Source organism: Streptomyces sp. NPDC051133, assembly GCF_040682635.1.
In the GTDB taxonomy this organism is placed as follows: domain Bacteria; phylum Actinomycetota; class Actinomycetes; order Streptomycetales; family Streptomycetaceae; genus Streptomyces.
The window spans coordinates 117,305-133,649 of record NZ_JBFBBK010000017.1 but is presented as its reverse complement, the minus strand read 5'-3'; the positions used below and the strand labels follow the sequence as shown (position 1 = coordinate 133,649).

Below are 16,345 nucleotides of genomic sequence, written 5' to 3'. Positions count from 1 at the left end.
GCGGTTCAGTCCCGGCCGGCCGAGGAGCGGGCGTGCAGGGCCCGCGCCGCCCTGGGACCGAGCCACCGCTTGAACCGGCGCAGCACCTCCAGTTGCCCGGCCGCCTTGTCCAGGCCGTAGTACAGCTGCGGCGGGACGTGGGGCAGCAGCGGCGAGTGGCGCTGGCCGAGCAGGGCGAACATGCGGTGCGGGGGCAGGTGGATGTAGCGGGGCAGGTTCTCGTACCACTGGGCGCTGTAGCGGGCCGCGCTCTGCGCACTCAGCAGCTCGGCCCGGCGCCGGCTCTCGTAGGCGGCCAGCGCCGGGGGCAGGGTGGTGTGCTCGTGCAGGGCGTCGGCCAGGCACATGGCGTCCTGAAGGGCGAGGGTGGTGCCGGCGCCGATGGAGTAGTGGGTGGTGTGGGCGGCGTCGCCGAGCAGGACGAGGGAGCCGTGGTGCCAGCTGCGGTTGGTCAGGGTGCGGAAGTTCTGCCAGCCGGCACCGGGGCGGCCGATCAGGCGGTGGCCGTCGAGGGCGGGGGCGAGGAGCTTCTCCAGGAGGGCGAGCCCCTCGCCCTCGTCCGCCCGGTCCAGGCCGAGGCCGCTGAAGGTCTCGGGGGAGCACTCCACGACGCAGGTGCTGTGCTCGCCGCTGTAGCCGTAGCCGTAGGCCCAGATCCAGCCGTGGCCGGTCTCGGCGAAGGCGAAGGTGAAGGCGTCGAACACCTTGGTGGTGCCGAGCCAGATGTAGTGGTTGCGGCCCGCGGTGATCCGGGTGCCGAAGTGTCCGGCGTGGCGGGTGCGCAGGGCGCTGTGCACACCGTCGGCGGCGACGACGAGGTCGGCACCGGCGGGCGGCTCGGTCAGCTCGCTCTCGTGCTCCAGGCGTACGCCGAGGGTGCGGGCCCGGTCGGTGAGCAGGTCGAGCAGCCGGTGGCGGCCGATGCCGAAGCCCTCGTCGCCGTGGTGCCGGGTCGTCAGATCCCCTACGTGGGCCACCCCGTCGGTCCAGCGGACGGAGTGCGCCTCGATCGCGCGCGCCGAGGCGAGGTCGTACGCCCGGAGCCCGTCGAGGAGGCCGCGCCAGTACGTGACGCCCCAACCGTAGGTCGACCCTTCGGGGTTGCGCTCGTGGACGGTGATGTCATGGGACGGGTTCTGCCGCTTGAGCAGGATGGCGAGGTACAGGCCCGCGGGCCCGCCCCCGACGCAGACGACCTTCACACGCACACCCCTGACAGTCACCCGTAGTGGTCGGTCGGCACCGCAGGGTAGCAGTCGCAGGGAGCGTCCGATCGCGTCAGTCTCGCGCGGTGAGCGGCGCCACCCGGACGGGCGGCGGGCGAGAAGGTCCACCGGAAACCGGGGCCGCACGGCAAGGAATTCCCCGTTCCGGAGCGGATCGGCCGCCCGTCGAAGCAAGATCATCTTTGTTCAACCCTGTACGGCATGTGGCCAATTGTCCGGATCGCAGCCAACCGGCTCCGGTCGATTTCCCGCGCTCCCGGACCTCCCGATAGGCATGCCTCGTCACCCCCGATTCCCCCTCAAGGAGGACACGCATGTCCGGCATCACCCGTCGCCGCGCGCTCACCGCGACGGCAGCCCTCGCCGCGACCGCCTCGGCCGTCACCCTCGCCGCGACCGGCGCCCGCGCCGCCGGCGGCCATGACCACTCCATGCCGGAGTCCTTCGACGAGGTCTACAAGGGCCGCCGGATACAGGGCCGTGCGGCGATGAGCGGCGGCGGCCACCATCACGAACACGGCGGCGGCTACGAGGTGTTCGTCGACGGGGTGCAGCTGCACCTGATGCGCAACGCCGACGGCAGCTGGATCAGCGTCGTCAGCCACTACGACCCGGTGCCCACCCCGCGCGCCGCCGCCCGCGCCGCGGTGGACGAGCTGCAGGGCGCCCCGCTGCTGCCGTTCCCCGCCAACTGACCGCCCCCGCAAGGACTTCCGGAGCACCGCACCATGACCGTACGCAAGAACCAGGCCGCCCTGACCGCCGACGAGAAGCGCCGCTTCGTCGCCGCCGTCCTCGAACTCAAGCGCAACGGGCGCTACGACGAGTTCGTCCGCACGCACAACGGCTTCATCATGTCGGACACCGACAGCGGCGAGCGCACCGGCCACCGCTCCCCGTCCTTCCTGCCCTGGCACCGCAGATTCCTGCTCGACTTCGAGCAGGCGCTGCAGTCGGTGGACTCCTCGGTCGCACTGCCGTACTGGGACTGGAGCACCGACCGCACGGTGCGTGCCGCGCTGTGGGCACCGGACTTCCTCGGCGGCACCGGGCGCAGCAGCGACGGCCGGGTGATGGACGGCCCGTTCGCCGCCACCGCCGGCAACTGGCCGATGAACATACGCGTCGACGGCCGCACCTTCCTGCGCCGCTCGCTCGGCACGGCCGTGCGTGAGCTGCCCACGCGCGCGGAGGTCGAGTCGGTGCTGTCCATCCCGACGTACGACGCGGCGCCGTACAACAGCGCCTCGGACGGCTTCCGCAACAACCTGGAGGGGTGGCGCGGGGTCAACCTGCACAACCGGGTCCACGTCTGGGTCGGCGGACAGATGGCCACCGGGGTCTCCCCCAACGACCCGGTGTTCTGGCTGCACCACGCCTTCATCGACAAGCTCTGGGCGGAGTGGCAGCGCCGGCACCCGGAGGCGGGCTATGTGCCGGCCGGCGGCACGCCGGACGTCGTGGACCTCGACGAGACGATGAAGCCGTGGAACGACGTGCGCCCGGCGGACCTGCTGGACCACACGAAGTTCTACACCTTCGACAGCTGAGCGCGCCGGGCGCCGGTCAGGCCTCGGCGGTGCGGCACTCCGGGTGGCCCCAGCCCTGCGCGTTCTTGGCGATGGACTCGCCGGCCGCGTAGGAACGGCCGCACGGGCAGCGGCCGGGGAACTTGGCCTTGATGGTGCGGGCGGAGGCCGCGCCGCCGGTGCGGCGGGGCGTCGCCTTGCGGCGCGGGGCGGCCGCCTTCGGGGTGTCCGGCGAGGGCGGCGGCGCCGGGGAGCCGAGCGCGCTGCCCGCCGCCTCCTGGACGGAGGCGGCCTGGCTGGCCGCGCGGTCGGCGAAGTCGTTGAGCGGGTCGCCGTCGACCTGGTGGGCCGGGACGTAGCGGAAGTCGACGGTGCGGCCGTCGAGGAGGGCGTCGATGCGGACGACCAGCTCCTGATTGGCGACCGGCTTGCCGGCGGCGGTCCGCCAGCCGTTGCGCTTCCAGCCGGGCAGCCAGGTGGTGACGGCCTTCATCGCGTACTGGGAGTCCATCCGGATCTCCAGCGGCACGTCCGCGTCGACGGCGGCCAGCAGCCGCTCCAGCGCGGTCAGCTCCGCGACGTTGTTGGTGGCCCGGCCGAGCGGGCCCGCCTCCCAGCGGGCCGGGGTCCGCTCGTCGCCGTCCGAGACCACCCACGCCCATCCGGCCGGTCCGGGGTTTCCCTTCGAAGCCCCGTCGCACGCGGCCACCACACGTTCACGCATGCGCTCGATCATGCCATGGGTGCGGCGGCCTCCGGTCCGGGGCCGGTCAGACGTCCCTGACCTTGGGCATCTCACCCTCGGTGGTCGTGATGTCGATCACCGAGAAGTTGGCGCCCTGCGGGTCGCTCAGTGCCGCGAACCGGCCGAAGGGGCTGCTCATCGGCCCGAACCGGAGGACGCCGCCGAGCTTGACGGCCCGGGACACGGCCTCGTCGCAGTCGTCCACGGTGAAGTAGACGTTGATGTACGACGGCACCTCGGGCGGGAAGTCGTCGGTCATCCGCATCCGGCCGAGGACGGTGTCCTCGCCGATGTCGAACATCCGGAAGTCGACGGCGTCGTCCTCGATCTCCTTCATGCGGTACGGGAAGACGGCGGAGAGGAAGGTGTCGGCCTTCTCCGGCTCACGTGTGAAGACCTCGGCCCAGCAGTAGGCGCCGGGGGTCGCCGTCGCCTCGAAGCCCTCGTGGACGCCCGCCTGCCAGATCCCGAACACGGCCCCGCTGGGTTCGCGGGCCAGGCACATGGTGCCGAATTCACCGACCTGCATCGGCTCCATCAGCACCTCGCCGCCGTTCTCCCGGATCCGCTCGGCGGTGGCGGCGGCGTCCGGCGAGGCGAAGTACAGGCACCACTGCGACTGGCCCTCCTGGCCGGGCATGGGCGGGACGACGGCGGCCACCGACCTGCCGTCCGCGTAGGCCTGCGTGTAGTTGCCGTACTCCGACGACGACTCGCCGAAGGTCCAGCCGAGCACGTCGCCGTAGAAGCGCTTGGCCCCCTCGACGTCGCCGAACATCGCATCGGCCCAACAGGGCGTCCCCTCGGGTTGCACGGCCATGATCACAGCCCTCCTGGTCTCTGCGGTCTCTGCCGGGCGCGCTGTGCCGCACAGGCGTTCTGTCCCGGACCTCACGCTAGCGATCCCGCCCCCGGGCCGCGCGCCGAGCGGACGAATCCCCCCGAAAGCGTGCCACAGAGGCACGCGACCGGCGCATTCATGATCCGCACGCCGCCTCGCTGCCGCCATCGACGGGTTTGCACCACCTGGGATGAAAGCGCCCCGCTTCACGCCTTTCCCGGTGATCATGCGGCCTGTTTGGCTGTTGTGCGCACCACCACCTGGCACACCACCGATCGTTCCCGTCACCCCTGTTCCTCTCTGCTGGAGGCAAGGTGTCCACACCGGACAGCGCCACTGGTTCCGTCGTCGACGAACCCGTCCCCGACCCCTCGGCCGACGGGCAGCTCACCAGCCTGAGCACCCGGGCGGCACGCCAGCTCGCCACCACCACCAAGTCCGAACCGCAGATGCAGGCCATCACCTCGCGATGGCTGCTGAAGACCCTGCCGTGGGTGGACGTCAAGGGCGGCGCCTACCGGGTGAACCGGCGCCTGACGCTGCGCACCGGACGCGGCCGGGTGCACTTCGAGCACAACGGCGCCGACGACATCCGGGTCGTCCCCGAGACGCTGACGGAGCTGCCGATCCTGCGCGGCTACCCCGACACCGACGTGCTGCGGGAGATCGCCGGCCGGTTCCAGCCGCGGGAGGTGCGCGCCGGGCAGGTGCTGTACGAGGCCGGCCAGCCCGTGACGGAGGCGTACCTGGTCGTCCACGGCCGGTTCACCCGCTACGCGGCCGGCAAGTACGGCGAGGAGGAGATCATCGGGGTCGTCACCGCGGGTGACCAGATGGGCGACGAGGCGGTCGGCCAGTCCGACCCGCTGTGGCTGACCTCGGTGCGCGCCGAGACCGCCGGGGTGGTGCTCGCGCTGCCCTGGGGCGTGGTGGAGGAGCTCACCGGGCGGGTGCCGTCCCTCGCCGCGCATCTCCGGGCGTACGTCGAGCGGCAGCGCCGGCCGATGAACCGCAAGGGCGAGGCCGAGGTGCCGGTGCAGGCCGGTCACGTGGGCGAGCCGACGCTGGCCGGCGGCTTCGTGGACTACGAACTCGCCCCGCGCGAGTACGAGCTGTCCCTCACCCAGACCGTGCTGCGTGTGCACACCCGGGTCGCCGATCTCTACAACGACCCGATGGACCAGACCCAGCAGCAGCTCAGGCTCACGGTCGAGGAGATCCGCGAGCGCCAGGAGTGGGAGCTGGTCAACAACCGGGAGTTCGGGCTCCTGCACAACATCGACTACGGCCAGCGCATCAGCACCTTCACCGGGCCCCCGACCCCGGACGACATGGACGAGCTGCTGTCGATGCGGCGCAGGACGAAGGTGTTCCTGGCCCATCCGAAGGCGATCGCCGCGTTCTTCCGGCAGTGCAACCGGCGGGGACTGGTGCCCGGCACCGCGAGCGTCGACGGCCACGAGGTGCCGGCGTGGCGGAACGTGCCGATCTTCCCGTGCAGCAAGATCCCGATCAGCGACGACCACACCACCAGCATCATCGCGCTGCGCACCGGTGAGGCAGACCAGGGCGTCATCGGCCTCTACCAGACCGGGATCCCCGAGGAGTACCAGCCGGGCCTGAACGTCCGGTTCATGGGCATCGACACGGCCGCGATCATCAACTACCTGGTCACCGCCTACTACTCGCTGGCCATCCTGGTCCCCGACGCGGCGGGGGTCCTGGAGAACGTCCAGCTCGGCCGGACCGCCGACTGACGGCCGGGAGCGCGCCATGAGCACATCGACCCCCTCGTACACGCTGCCCGGACCACCCGACATCGCGGGGAGCCTGCGCAGGCCCCGGCGCACCGGGGCGATCCCCGGACTGCACTACCGGCCCGCCGTGCCCGCCGACCCGGAGAAGGCGGCCGAGATCGACCGCAGGCTGGAGGAGTGGGCCCGTGAGCTGGACCTGTTCCCCGCGGCCTGGAAAGGCGACTTCTCCGGCTTCCAGTTCGGCCGGGCCGTCGTGCTCCAGCACCCCGGCGGCCTCGACCTGGACCGGCTCACCGCCGCCGGCAAGCTGCTGCTCGCCGAGAACATCGTCGACTCCTGCTACTGCGAGGAGGACGAGGGCAGGGGCGGGTCGCGGCGCGGTCTGGGCGGTCCGCTGATCATCGCCCAGTCGGCGCTCGACCCCTACCACGGCGTCCCGGAGCTGGAGGCGGAGTGGCGGCAGGGCATCCAGGCCGACGGCCCCCTGCGCTCGTACCACTTCGCCCTCGCGGACTACGCGACCTTCGCCACGCCCAGCCAGACCACCCGGTTCGTCCACGACGTCGCCCGGCTGCACCTGGGCTACCTCGGCGAGGCCGCCTGGATGGAGACCAGATACGTGCCGCGGGTGTGGGAGTACCTGGTGATGCGGCAGTTCAACAACTTCCGTCCCTGCCTGGCGCTCGTCGACGCCGTGGACGGCTACGAACTGCCCGAGCAGATCTACGCCCGCCCCGAGATCCAGCGGATCACCGCCCTCGCCTGCAACGCCACGACGATCGTCAACGACCTGTACTCCTTCACCAAGGAGCTGGCCAGCGACCCCGACCACCTCAACCTGCCGCAGGTCGTCGCCGCCAATGAGCGGTGCGGGCTGAAGGCCGCCTATCTGAAGTCCGTCGAGATCCACAACCGGGTCATGCAGGCCTTCGAGGAGGAGTCGGCCCTGCTGTCCGCCACCTCGCCGCTCGTGGAGCGCTACGCCCGGGGGCTCGCCGCCTGGGTGTCCGGCAACCACGAGTGGCACTCCACCAACACCCACCGCTACCACCTGCCCGACTACTGGTAACCGCCCCCTTTCGGAACGCCGTCACATGCACCACGAGGAGCAACCGTTGACCACCGCCCCCGTCGCCCGGACCACGCCTGTGCCGGTCCCGGCCCAGTCGACCTACCAGAGCCGGATCGCGGACTACTGGAACGCCGAGGAGAACCCGGTCAACCTCGAACTCGGCAGGATCGACAACCTGTACCACCACCACTACGGCATCGGAGCGGCCGACCGTTCGGTGCTCGACGAGCCCGATCCGGAACTGCGCCGGGAGCGCGTCACCGCCGAACTGCACCGACTGGAGCACGCCCAGGCCGAGCTGCTCGCCTCGCACCTCGGTCCGCTCTCCCCCACCGACCGCGTCTTCGACGCCGGCTGCGGCCGGGGCGGCGGCAGCGTCGTGGCACACCTGCGCCACGGCTGCCACGCCGACGGCGTCACCCTCTCCACCAAGCAGGCCGACTTCGCCAATGAGCAGGCCCGCGCGCGGGGCATCGACGACAAGGTGCGCTACCACCACCGCAACATGCTCGACACCGGCTTCGAGACCGGCGCGTACGCGGCGTCCTGGAACAACGAGTCGACCATGTACGTCGAGCTGGATCTGCTCTTCGCCGAGCACGCCCGGCTGCTGCGCCGCGGCGGCCGCTACGTGGTGATCACCGGCTGCTACAACGACACCTACGGGCAGGCCTCGCGCGAGGTGTCCCTGATCAACGCGCACTACATCTGCGACATCCACCCGCGCTCGGAGTACTTCAAGGCGATGGCGCGCAACCGTCTGGTGCCGGTGCACGTCGAGGACCTGACCGAGGCCACGATCCCGTACTGGGACCTGCGCAGGGAGGCCGACCACCTGGTCACGGGCATCGAGGACACGTTCCTGACCGCCTACCGCAACGGCAGCTTCCAGTACCTGCTGATCGCGGCCGACCGGGTCTGAAGGGAGCCGGGCGAGGGCTGTCCGTGGCCCTCGCCCGTCCACCGCCGGCCGGCCCGGAACCTGCTCAGTCTCCCGCGTACGCCCTCTCCAGCGCGGCGACCTCCAGCTTGCCCATCGCCATCATGGCCTTCATGACCCGGTCCATCCTCGCCGGGTCGTCGTCGTGGATCATCTCGGGCAGCCGGTCGTAGACGACCTGCCAGGAGACGCCGAACCGGTCCTTGAGCCAGCCGCACGGCCCGTGCTCGCCGCCGTTCTCGGTGAGCTTGGCCCAGTAGTGGTCGATCTCCGCCTGGTCGGCGCACAGGATCTGGAAGGAGACGGCCTCGTTGAACGTGAACTGGGGGCCGCCGTTGAGCGCGACGAACTTCTGGCCGTTGGCCGTGAACTCGACGGTCAGCACGGAACCGGTCCGGCCGGGCCCTGCGTCGGTGTAGCGGCTGACGCGGCCGAGGCTGGAGTTCTTGAAGACCGACACGTAGAACTCCGCGGCCTCCTCGGCCCGGCCGTCGAACCACAGGCACGTGGTGAATCCGTCGGTGGTCATGGGTACCTCCTGGGGCGGGGGAAACGCGGTCACCACTGTCGACCGGTCCTCGCCGCGGAACTCATCGGCCGGGCCGCCGAATAATCCCCACGGGTGAACGGCGGCCCCGCCTAGCATCCCGATCATGGCTTCCACATCTGCCGAACGCATCGAGCCCTTCCGGCTGTCGGTCCCGCAGAGCGACCTGGACGACCTCCACGACCGCCTCGACCGCACCCGCTGGCCCGCCGAACTGCCCGGGGCCGGCTGGGAGTACGGCGTCCCGGCCGGCTACCTGCGGGAACTGGCGCGCTACTGGCGGCACACGTACGACTGGCGAGCCGCCGAGGCGCGACTGAACGCGTGGCCGCAGTTCACCACCACCGTCGACGGAGCGAGCGTCCACTTCGCGCATGTGCGCTCCCCCGAGCCGGACGCCACCCCGCTGGTCCTGACCCACGGCTGGCCGGGCTCGATCGTGGAGTTCCTGGACGTGGTCGGACCGCTCACCGACCCGGTGGCGCACGGCGGGGACGCGGCGGACGCCTTCCACGTCGTCGTGCCGGGCATCCCCGGCTTCGGGCTGTCCGGGCCCACCACGGAGCCGGGCTGGGAGGCGGGCCGGGTCGCCGACGCCTGGGCCGAGCTGATGCGGCGGCTCGGTTACGAGCGGTTCGGTGCGCAGGGCGGCGACTGGGGTGCGGCGATCTCCCGCGAGCTGGGCCGGGCCCACCCGGACCGGGTGATCGGCGTCCATCTCAATCTGCTGCCCGGCGCGCACGCGGCCACCGAGCCGACCGCACAGGAGCTGGCCGCGCTGGACCCCGAGGAGCGGGAGCGGACGCTGCGGTCCTGGCGCGGCTGGGCGGACTGGTCGCGCGAGGGCACCGGGTACGCCGTCCTGCAGTCCACCCGTCCGCACACCCTGGCCTACGCCCTGACGGACTCGCCCGTCGGCCAGCTCGCCTGGATCGTCGAGAAGTTCCGGGAGTGGACCGACTCCGAGGAGCTGCCCGAGGAGGCGGTGGACCGGGACCGGCTGCTGACCAACGTGATGCTGTACTGGCTGACCGGGACGGCCGGTTCGTCCGGCCGTATCTACTACGAGCGGGCGCACGCCGCCGGCCGTACCGCCCGGCCCGCCGAGCCGTCGTCGGCGCCGACCGCCCTCGCCCTGTTCCCGGCCGAGCCCCAGATCCCGCTGCGGCACAAGGCGGAGCGGACCGAGAACCTCGTGCGCTGGACCGAGTTCGACCGGGGCGGGCACTTCGCGGCCATGGAGGAACCGGATCTGCTGGTCGGCGACGTCCGGGCGTTCTTCCGGCGGCTTCGGGAGCCGGGCGCGGGCTGACCGCCGGGGGTCAGGCGGCCAGGCAGAGGCCGTTGTGCGGCCGGGCGGCCGTCCGGCGTACGGGGGTCGCCGCCGTCGTCCGCCGGGTCAGCTCGCCGTGCGCCTGCGACAGCAGATCGCCGAGGCCCAGGCCGAGGGCGCGGGCGGCGGCCGCGAGGACCTCCGAGGAGGCCTCCTTGCGGCCGCGCTCGATCTCGGACAGATAGGGCAGCGAGATCCGGGCCGTGTCGGCGACGTCCTTGAGCGTGCGTTCCTGCGCCCGCCGCTCGCGGCGCAGCACGTCGCCGACCAGATCGCGCCACAGGGGTTCCGCGGGCTCGGCCCGCCGCACGTCCGGGCGGGCGGGCGCGGGCCGCAGGGGGATGACTCGGGCTTCGTTGCTCACCTGATCGCTCATTCCGGTCAGCCTAGGAGACGGGTGCGGTGGGACAAGGGGCCGGCGTTGCGCCCTGAGGGAAACCGGAGGCGGGGCAGTTCAGCGGGGTGCGGAGGAGGGAGCGGCGGTTTCCCGCCAGACCGCGTGCGCGCGTGCATGCGGTCCGTGACGAGGGGTACCCGCCCGGTGAGCGGCTTCGTGCGGGCGCATGAAACACCGGATGACGGGTACCCGCAGGAGCGCGCATGACAGCTGGGAACGGACCTGGACCCGCCGCAGAGGGAGAGGCGGCGGACGTCGAACCGTGACTTTCGTGGGAGAGGTAATGAACACCGCCGGGATCCGGTCGGAAGCAGAGGCCGTCGAGAGGTCCGAGCAGGACAGGTCGGGCGAGGGAACCCTGCCCGGCATCGCGGACCCCACGTCCGTCGCGCCGCGTGACGCACGCGCGCTGTCCCGCCAGTTCTTCCGCCGGCTCACCGAGCTGGAGGAGGGCACGCACGAGTACCAGTACGCGCGCAACACCCTCATCGAGATGAACATGTCGCTGGTGCGGTTCGCGGCCGGACGGTTCCGCGGCCGCGGCGACGACATGGAGGACATCGTCCAGACCGGCATGATCGGCCTGATCAAGGCCATCGACCGGTTCGAGCTGGCGCGGGAGGTCGAGTTCACCTCCTTCGCGCTGCCGTACATCGTGGGCGAGATCAAGCGGTTCTTCCGGGACACCACCTGGGCCGTGCACGTGCCGCGGCGGCTGCAGGAGCTCCGGGTGGAGCTGGCCAAGGCACGCGAGGAACTGTCCAGCCGGCTGGACCGGAACCCGACGGTCACCGAGCTGGCCACCCTGATGAACATCTCCGAGGCCGAGGTCGTCGAGGGCCAGCTCGCCTCCAACGGCTACAACTCCTCGTCCCTGGACGCCGCGCTCACCGGCGACGGGCCCGAGGACGGCGAGGCGGTGCTCGCCGACTTCATCGGCGTGGAGGAGGAGGGGCTGCGGCTCGTCGAGGACTTCCACGCGCTGGCCCCGCTCATGGCCGAGCTGAGCGACCGCGACCGGCAGATCATCCATATGAGGTTCGTCGAGGAGGCCACCCAGGCGGAGATCGGGGAACGGCTCGGCTGCTCCCAGATGCACGTCTCCCGGCTGATCAAGCGGATCATCACCCGGCTGCGCCGGGGCATGCTCGGCGAGCTGGGCTGCGCCTGACGGCGCCGGCGGCGGGCCCGCCGGTCAGCGCTTGAGCGCGAAGCGGGCCCGCACGCGCTTGCCCACGGGGACGCGTTCCACCGCGACCTCCAAGGCCAGCGCGTGCACGATCTCCAGGCCGTGCCGGCCCACGCGCTCGGGGTTCTTCGGATAGCGCCGGGGCAGGGCGGGGCTGCTGTCGTACACGGACACCGTGACGGCGCTGTCGGTGCCCTCCAGCTCCAGGATGTACGGGCCGTCGCTGTGCTGGTCGGCGTTGGTGACCAGCTCGCTCACGAGCAGCAGAAGCTCGCCGCCGGCGCGGCTGTCGGCGGGCGCGCACCACTCGGTGCGCAGCTGCTCCAGAAACCGCGCCGCGAAGGTGCGTGCCTCCGCGATGCAGCCGGGCTCGCCGGTGTAGTGCGCCGCGCGTCGCAGCGGCTCCACGGGTACGTCGAAACCAGTCGGTATCACTGCCCCGCCCAGGTACTCGGTCATGCTGTCTCTCTCGGAAAGCCCGGTGCGGCCGGTCGTCAGTTGCACCTGTCCTCGTACCCAGAGCTGGGCCCAGCAGTCCCCCGAAGCGTTCGCCCACCGCGCACAGTGGTGAGAGTCACGAGGTCTGCGGGGACTGCTGGGCCGTTCCGGAGGTGGCGGGAGCGGGCACGGACTCGGGCGAGGCCCCGGGAGGCGGGCCGGACGTCTCCCCTGACGGCGTCCCCGGTTCCTCCGAGGACGGGGAGGACGGCGTGGGCGCAGAAGGAGAGGAGGGAGAGGAGGGAGAGGAGGGAGAGGAGGGCGAGAAGGGGGAAGGGGGCGAAACGGGCGGCGAGGGCGACGAGGGCGGGCTGGTCCTGCCGGAGGGTGCGGAGGGACTCGTCCCGTGGGGAGAGGGCGCCGGCGACGGTGCCGGGCGGGTCCAGGGGTGCGGGTCGGCCGGCGGCCGGGCATGCTGGTCGCGGTGGCCGGTGACGTCGCCGCGGTGGCGGTGGAACCAGTCGCCGTGGTGGGGGTCGTACAGCACGAAGACGTCGACGACCGTCGGCGCGGGCGTCACCACGATCACGTTCGAGGGCCGGAACGACGACCAGCGGGGACCGATCTGCTTCGGCGCGGTCCGCTGGGCCACGGGCGGGGTCAGTGGGCTGCCGGACGCGCAGCGCACCCGGGGCATGCCGTGCCCGTCCACGAGGACGGCGGTGCCCGCCTGCAGGACGGACTGGTAGGCGGTGACGGTTCCGGCGCGGTAGCCGTGATTGGTGACGCGGGTGTCGACCCGCAGCTGGACCGGCGTCAGTGAGCGCAGGAACGCGGGCACCCCGGACGGCCGGACACCGGCCGCGGAGGCGAACGCCCGGGTCTTCGCCGCATCGCCCTGCAGGGCCCTGACCTGCTTCTCCACGTCACAGGCGGGGGTGTCCCGGGTGCCGCTGTACAGCCCGGGGGCGCCGCCCTGCACCCCCTGCAGCTCGTGGGCCGCCCCCGAGGGGACGGCCGAGGCGGTGGGCGGCGGGACGGAGCTCTGTCTCGCGGTCGACCGCGTGAAGGGATCCCGGCCGGCGCTGCCCGCCGACTGCAGGAAGACTTCGCCCTTGGCGGAGCCGCCGCCCGGACGGGTGAAGACGATCGCGAGGACGACGGCGGCGACCACGGCGACGGTGAGCGCCGCCATGCGCGGAACCGACTTCCACCACGGCCCGTGCGGACCCTGCGCACCGGGACCGCCGCCCGGCGGCGGCAGCGGGGGCGGTGGTCCGGAGGGCGGGCGGGACGACCCCGACAGCGGCCCGGGGGGCGGCCCGGTGGGGCGGCCGGAGGACGGAGGTTCGACGCTCACGAGCACTTCTTCCCGTCGCGATCGTCGCGATGCGCGGCTTGGCTCGGTCAAGTCCCGTTCGCTGTACACGAATGCACGTCGATCCCATTGTGTGCCGCAGGGCCGACGGGCCCGCAAGCCGACGCGGACGGCCCTCCCGGCGGGCGGGGCGCCCCCGCGCTGCTTAGCGTGGCAGGCGTGAGCCCTCCACCCGTCTCCGCGCGGCCCGCCGCCCGCCACGGCTGGGCGCAGGCCGTGGCCGCCGTGCTGAGCGGGGTGGCGGTCATGGTGCTGGCGGCGGCGCTGGGGCTGTGGGCGGCCGGAGCCGCGGATCTGCCGGACGGCGCGTTCCCGCGGGTGGTGGCGGCGACCGTGGTCGCGGCCGTCGGCGGCAGCCTGGAGCTGTCCGGGAACGCGGGCGCCCTGGCGGAGAGCCGGGCCGGCCTCACCGTCATCCCGCTGTCGGTGACGCTCGCCGGCGCCCTGCCGATCGGCGCGGGCTTCCTGCGTCCGCTGCGGCACCGGGCGGTGGCCTCGGCCCGGGAACTGGCGGGGTGGGCCGCCCGGATCGCGGTGCTGTGGCTGCTCGTCCTGATCGGTCTGGCCCTCGTCGCCCGGCAGACCTTCGCCGTCGACGTGGGCAACGGCATCCTCAGCGGCCTCGCCGGGTTGTTCGACGTCTCGCCGCGGGTCGGGTTCACCACGGACGTGCCGCTGACCGTGCTGTTCGGGCTGATGTGGCTGGCCGGAGTGCTGATCCTCGCCCTGCTGGTCGCGCGCGGGGCGCCGCTGCCGGGGCGGCTGCTGCGCTGCCAGGAGACGGTGCGGCCGGCGGCGCACGCGATGGTGGTCCTGCTGCTCGCCTATGTCGTCATCGGCCTGGTCACCGCGCTGATCACGGCGGCCGTCCGCGGGAACGCGCCAGCGGTCCTCGCGCTGATCCTGCTGGGGCTGCCCAATCTGGCCTGGCCGGCCCTCACCGTCGGCCTGGGGGCGACCTGGAACGGCCGCGTCGACGGCCCGTTCGGGCTGCCGATGCCGCACGTCCTGGACGCGATCCTGCGCACCCCGGACGTCTCGGAGCTGAACCTGCGCTCGCTCACGGCGTACGACGGCCGCTGGTGGTGGCTGGTGGTCGTGGACGCCGTACTGCTGCTCGCCGTGGCCGTCCGGATGGCGGCCCGTTCACCGGCCCGGGTCCGGCCCTGGCAGCACGCCGTGCAGCTGGCCGTCGCGCTGGCCCTGACGGTGCTGATGATCGGTCTGCTGGCGCGCGTGTCGGCGCACTACGGTCTGTCCCTGCTCGGGATCGGCGACCTCGGCGGCGGGCTGTCCGGCGAGGTGTACCTCATGCCCCGGCTGTGGCAGGCGGTGGGCCTCGGCGCGCTGTGGGGCCTGGTCGCCGGCTTCCTGGGCGGCCTGCTGGCCCGCCCGGTCCTGCGCCGGGGTGACATGAGCGGTGCCGGGAACTCCTCGCCCCTCACCTCCCGCCGTGGAACACCGGCTCGGCCCAGCGCGGAGGGCCCGGGGCCGCCGTCGGAGGGCTGACCCCGCAGAGCGCGCCGGGGACGGTCGGTGCGGGGGCGCGCAAGGCGGTGACGAAGGCGAGGCAGGTGTCGTGGCGGGCGTCGGGGCTCTTGGCGAGGGCCTTGGCGAAGACGGCGTCCACGGCCGCGGGGAGGCCGGGGCGCGCCACGCTCGGCGGGGGCGGTTCGTCGTGCTGGTGGGCCCACAGCAGGGCCAGGTCGTCCTCGCGCCGGAACGGCGGACGGCCGGTGAGGGTCTCGTAGACGACGCAGGCGAGGCCGTACACGTCGCAGCGGCCGTCGACCGGGCGGCCGGTGATCTGCTCGGGGGCCACGTAGTCGAGGGTGCCGACGAACTGGCCGACGCTGGTGAACCCGGTCAGCGACAGCGACTTCTTGGTGAGCCCGAAGTCGGTGAGGTACACGTGCTCGGGGTGGTCGCTGTCGATTCCCTCGGCGACCAGGATGTTGCCGGGCTTGACGTCCCGGTGGACCAGCCCGTGCTCGTGGGCGGCGTCCAGGGCGGAGGCCACCTGTGCGGCGATCCGGACCGCGTCGGGCAGCGGCAGCGCTCCGCGCAGGTCGAGGAGGTGGCGCAGGTCGCTCCCGGAGACGTAGCGCATGGCGATGTAGAGCACTCCGTCCGTCTCGCCGGCGTCGAAGACCGGCACGATGTGCGGATGGTCGATCGCCGCGGCCGTCTGGGACTCCTGGACGAAGCGCCGGCGGAAGGTGTCGTCGCGGGCCAGTTCCGGCGCCAGCAGCTTGAGCGCGACCGTGCGGTCCAGCCGCAGGTCGCGGGCGCGGTAGACGACGGCCATGCCGCCGCGCCCCACCTCGCTCTCGATCAGGTAGTTCGCCACCCGGCGGCCGATCGGATCCGGGGTGCGGCCGGAGAGGAGGCCGGTCCCGCCCGCCATCAGCGTTCGCCCTCGGGTGCGACCAGCCGGGTCGGGGCGTGCCCGGTGTCCTGGGCGCCGGTGACGGTCCGGTCGGTGGCGTAGGTGGTCAGCCGCCGTCCGTCGCCGTACACCCACCGGCCTTCCTCGGGGTCGTACAGCCACATCGACTCGCCGTCGACGACGAGCCCGATCCGCAGGTCCCGGGTGCGGTCCGCGAAGTCCTCGCCGTCCAGCGCGCCGGCGGCCAGCTCCTCCACCGCGGACCGGTAGGCGGCCAGGGCCTTTTCGGCGCGGGCCAGCAGCGGACGGGGATCGGCGGTGCCGTCGGGGCCGTCGGCGGCGGGCGGGTCCTCGGGTACGGCGACCAGCCGGCGGCCGTCGACCCAGGCGGCCCAGCCGTTGGCACAGCGGATCTGCCCCCAGTCGCCGCGCCGTTCCACGAGCTGCACCGGCAGCAACGGGTCGAGGGGCACGGTGGGCCGGGCCGGGTCCGGGGCCTCCCAGGCGGGCATGCCCCGCGGCGGGACCACGTGGGTGGGGCGGAACGCGGGTCTCTTCATGGCG

General features: G+C 72.6%; 17 protein-coding genes. 8 read left to right on the top strand and 9 right to left on the bottom strand.

Features of this window, described 5'->3' with window-relative positions:
• Window positions 1-5 precede the first annotated feature (5 nt).
• On the bottom strand, window positions 6-1,208 hold the full coding sequence (locus AB0N17_RS19390; protein ID WP_366012583.1) for an FAD-dependent monooxygenase: 1,203 nt from the start codon (window positions 1,206-1,208) through the stop codon (window positions 6-8).
• A gap of 332 nt (window positions 1,209-1,540) precedes the next feature.
• On the opposite strand from AB0N17_RS19390, the gene AB0N17_RS19385 reads away from it, so the two are divergent.
• Window positions 1,541-1,921, top strand: coding sequence for a tyrosinase cofactor (locus AB0N17_RS19385; RefSeq protein ID WP_366012582.1), 381 nt, complete (start codon window positions 1,541-1,543; stop codon window positions 1,919-1,921).
• A 33-nt stretch (window positions 1,922-1,954) separates the two neighbouring features.
• Complete coding sequence (locus AB0N17_RS19380) at window positions 1,955-2,776, top strand: tyrosinase family protein (RefSeq protein ID WP_366012581.1); 822 nt, start codon at window positions 1,955-1,957, stop codon at window positions 2,774-2,776.
• Between the two features lie 16 nt (window positions 2,777-2,792).
• Here the strand turns inward: AB0N17_RS19380 and AB0N17_RS19375 are convergent, their stop codons facing one another.
• Together AB0N17_RS19375 and AB0N17_RS19370 are read right to left on the bottom strand one after the other, a co-directional pair.
• Window positions 2,793-3,491 (bottom strand): ribonuclease H, encoded by a 699-nt coding sequence (locus tag AB0N17_RS19375; RefSeq protein WP_366012580.1) that lies wholly within the window; start codon window positions 3,489-3,491, stop codon window positions 2,793-2,795.
• Window positions 3,492-3,525: 34 nt separating this feature from the next.
• Window positions 3,526-4,320 carry a VOC family protein gene (locus tag AB0N17_RS19370; RefSeq protein ID WP_366012579.1) on the bottom strand — a complete coding sequence of 265 codons (795 nt, stop codon included), beginning with the start codon at window positions 4,318-4,320 and terminating at the stop codon, window positions 3,526-3,528.
• A gap of 335 nt (window positions 4,321-4,655) precedes the next feature.
• Between AB0N17_RS19370 and AB0N17_RS19365 the strand changes: the two genes are divergently transcribed.
• The 3 genes from AB0N17_RS19365 to AB0N17_RS19355 are packed head-to-tail and all read left to right on the top strand — an operon-like array spanning window position 4,656 to window position 8,092.
• Window positions 4,656-6,098, top strand: a complete 1,443-nt coding sequence (locus tag AB0N17_RS19365) for a family 2B encapsulin nanocompartment shell protein (RefSeq protein ID WP_366012578.1) — start codon at window positions 4,656-4,658, stop codon at window positions 6,096-6,098.
• A gap of 16 nt (window positions 6,099-6,114) precedes the next feature.
• Complete coding sequence (locus AB0N17_RS19360) at window positions 6,115-7,167, top strand: family 2 encapsulin nanocompartment cargo protein terpene cyclase (protein ID WP_366012577.1); 1,053 nt, start codon at window positions 6,115-6,117, stop codon at window positions 7,165-7,167.
• 46 nt (window positions 7,168-7,213) lie between these two features.
• The gene (locus AB0N17_RS19355) at window positions 7,214-8,092 is read left to right on the top strand and encodes a geranyl diphosphate 2-C-methyltransferase (RefSeq protein ID WP_366012576.1); all 879 of its coding nucleotides are present in this window, start codon (window positions 7,214-7,216) and stop codon (window positions 8,090-8,092) included.
• A 64-nt stretch (window positions 8,093-8,156) separates the two neighbouring features.
• On the opposite strand, the gene AB0N17_RS19350 is transcribed toward AB0N17_RS19355, so the two are convergent.
• Entirely contained in the window at window positions 8,157-8,639 is a 483-nt protein-coding gene (locus tag AB0N17_RS19350; protein WP_366012575.1) for a VOC family protein, read from the bottom strand.
• 124 nt (window positions 8,640-8,763) lie between these two features.
• On the opposite strand from AB0N17_RS19350, the gene AB0N17_RS19345 reads away from it, so the two are divergent.
• Window positions 8,764-9,969, top strand: a complete 1,206-nt coding sequence (locus AB0N17_RS19345) for an epoxide hydrolase (RefSeq protein WP_366012574.1) — start codon at window positions 8,764-8,766, stop codon at window positions 9,967-9,969.
• Between the two features lie 10 nt (window positions 9,970-9,979).
• On the opposite strand, the gene AB0N17_RS19340 is transcribed toward AB0N17_RS19345, so the two are convergent.
• Complete coding sequence (locus AB0N17_RS19340) at window positions 9,980-10,366, bottom strand: helix-turn-helix transcriptional regulator (protein WP_366012573.1); 387 nt, start codon at window positions 10,364-10,366, stop codon at window positions 9,980-9,982.
• A gap of 304 nt (window positions 10,367-10,670) precedes the next feature.
• On the opposite strand from AB0N17_RS19340, the gene AB0N17_RS19335 reads away from it, so the two are divergent.
• Window positions 10,671-11,558, top strand: coding sequence for an RNA polymerase sigma factor SigF (locus AB0N17_RS19335; RefSeq protein WP_366012629.1), 888 nt, complete (start codon window positions 10,671-10,673; stop codon window positions 11,556-11,558).
• Between the two features lie 24 nt (window positions 11,559-11,582).
• Here AB0N17_RS19335 and AB0N17_RS19330 read toward each other — a convergent pair whose 3' ends face one another.
• Both AB0N17_RS19330 and AB0N17_RS19325 read right to left on the bottom strand, forming a co-directional pair.
• Window positions 11,583-12,035 carry an ATP-binding protein gene (locus AB0N17_RS19330; RefSeq protein ID WP_366012572.1) on the bottom strand — a complete coding sequence of 151 codons (453 nt, stop codon included), beginning with the start codon at window positions 12,033-12,035 and terminating at the stop codon, window positions 11,583-11,585.
• A 115-nt stretch (window positions 12,036-12,150) separates the two neighbouring features.
• Window positions 12,151-13,374, bottom strand: coding sequence for a DUF6777 domain-containing protein (locus tag AB0N17_RS19325; protein WP_366012571.1), 1,224 nt, complete (start codon window positions 13,372-13,374; stop codon window positions 12,151-12,153).
• Between the two features lie 168 nt (window positions 13,375-13,542).
• Between AB0N17_RS19325 and AB0N17_RS19320 the strand changes: the two genes are divergently transcribed.
• Window positions 13,543-14,901 carry a streptophobe family protein gene (locus tag AB0N17_RS19320; protein WP_366012570.1) on the top strand — a complete coding sequence of 453 codons (1,359 nt, stop codon included), beginning with the start codon at window positions 13,543-13,545 and terminating at the stop codon, window positions 14,899-14,901.
• Here the strand turns inward: AB0N17_RS19320 and AB0N17_RS19315 are convergent.
• Window positions 14,834-15,799 (bottom strand): serine/threonine-protein kinase, encoded by a 966-nt coding sequence (locus AB0N17_RS19315; protein WP_366012569.1) that lies wholly within the window; start codon window positions 15,797-15,799, stop codon window positions 14,834-14,836. The two genes, AB0N17_RS19320 and AB0N17_RS19315, sit on opposite strands and share 68 nt — an antisense overlap.
• Window positions 15,799-16,341 (bottom strand): hypothetical protein, encoded by a 543-nt coding sequence (locus tag AB0N17_RS19310; RefSeq protein ID WP_366012568.1) that lies wholly within the window; start codon window positions 16,339-16,341, stop codon window positions 15,799-15,801. Before AB0N17_RS19310 ends, AB0N17_RS19315 begins: the two co-directional genes overlap by 1 nt.
• Window positions 16,342-16,345: the final 4 nt, after the last annotated feature.

Excerpts from the sequence above, each read along its gene's own strand:
- AB0N17_RS19385 (WP_366012582.1), top strand. The coding sequence starts at position 1,541 with ATGTCCGGCATCACCCGTCGCCGCGCGCTCACCGCGACGGCAGCCCTC.
- AB0N17_RS19380 (WP_366012581.1), top strand. The coding sequence starts at position 1,955 with ATGACCGTACGCAAGAACCAGGCCGCCCTGACCGCCGACGAGAAGCGC.
- AB0N17_RS19375 (WP_366012580.1), bottom strand. The coding sequence starts at position 3,491 with ATGATCGAGCGCATGCGTGAACGTGTGGTGGCCGCGTGCGACGGGGCT.
- AB0N17_RS19370 (WP_366012579.1), bottom strand. The coding sequence starts at position 4,320 with ATGGCCGTGCAACCCGAGGGGACGCCCTGTTGGGCCGATGCGATGTTC.
- AB0N17_RS19360 (WP_366012577.1), top strand. The coding sequence starts at position 6,115 with ATGAGCACATCGACCCCCTCGTACACGCTGCCCGGACCACCCGACATC.
- AB0N17_RS19350 (WP_366012575.1), bottom strand. The coding sequence starts at position 8,639 with ATGACCACCGACGGATTCACCACGTGCCTGTGGTTCGACGGCCGGGCC.
- AB0N17_RS19345 (WP_366012574.1), top strand. The coding sequence starts at position 8,764 with ATGGCTTCCACATCTGCCGAACGCATCGAGCCCTTCCGGCTGTCGGTC.
- AB0N17_RS19340 (WP_366012573.1), bottom strand. The coding sequence starts at position 10,366 with ATGAGCGATCAGGTGAGCAACGAAGCCCGAGTCATCCCCCTGCGGCCC.
- AB0N17_RS19335 (WP_366012629.1), top strand. The coding sequence starts at position 10,671 with ATGAACACCGCCGGGATCCGGTCGGAAGCAGAGGCCGTCGAGAGGTCC.
- AB0N17_RS19330 (WP_366012572.1), bottom strand. The coding sequence starts at position 12,035 with ATGACCGAGTACCTGGGCGGGGCAGTGATACCGACTGGTTTCGACGTA.
- AB0N17_RS19315 (WP_366012569.1), bottom strand. The coding sequence starts at position 15,799 with ATGGCGGGCGGGACCGGCCTCCTCTCCGGCCGCACCCCGGATCCGATC.
- AB0N17_RS19310 (WP_366012568.1), bottom strand. The coding sequence starts at position 16,341 with ATGAAGAGACCCGCGTTCCGCCCCACCCACGTGGTCCCGCCGCGGGGC.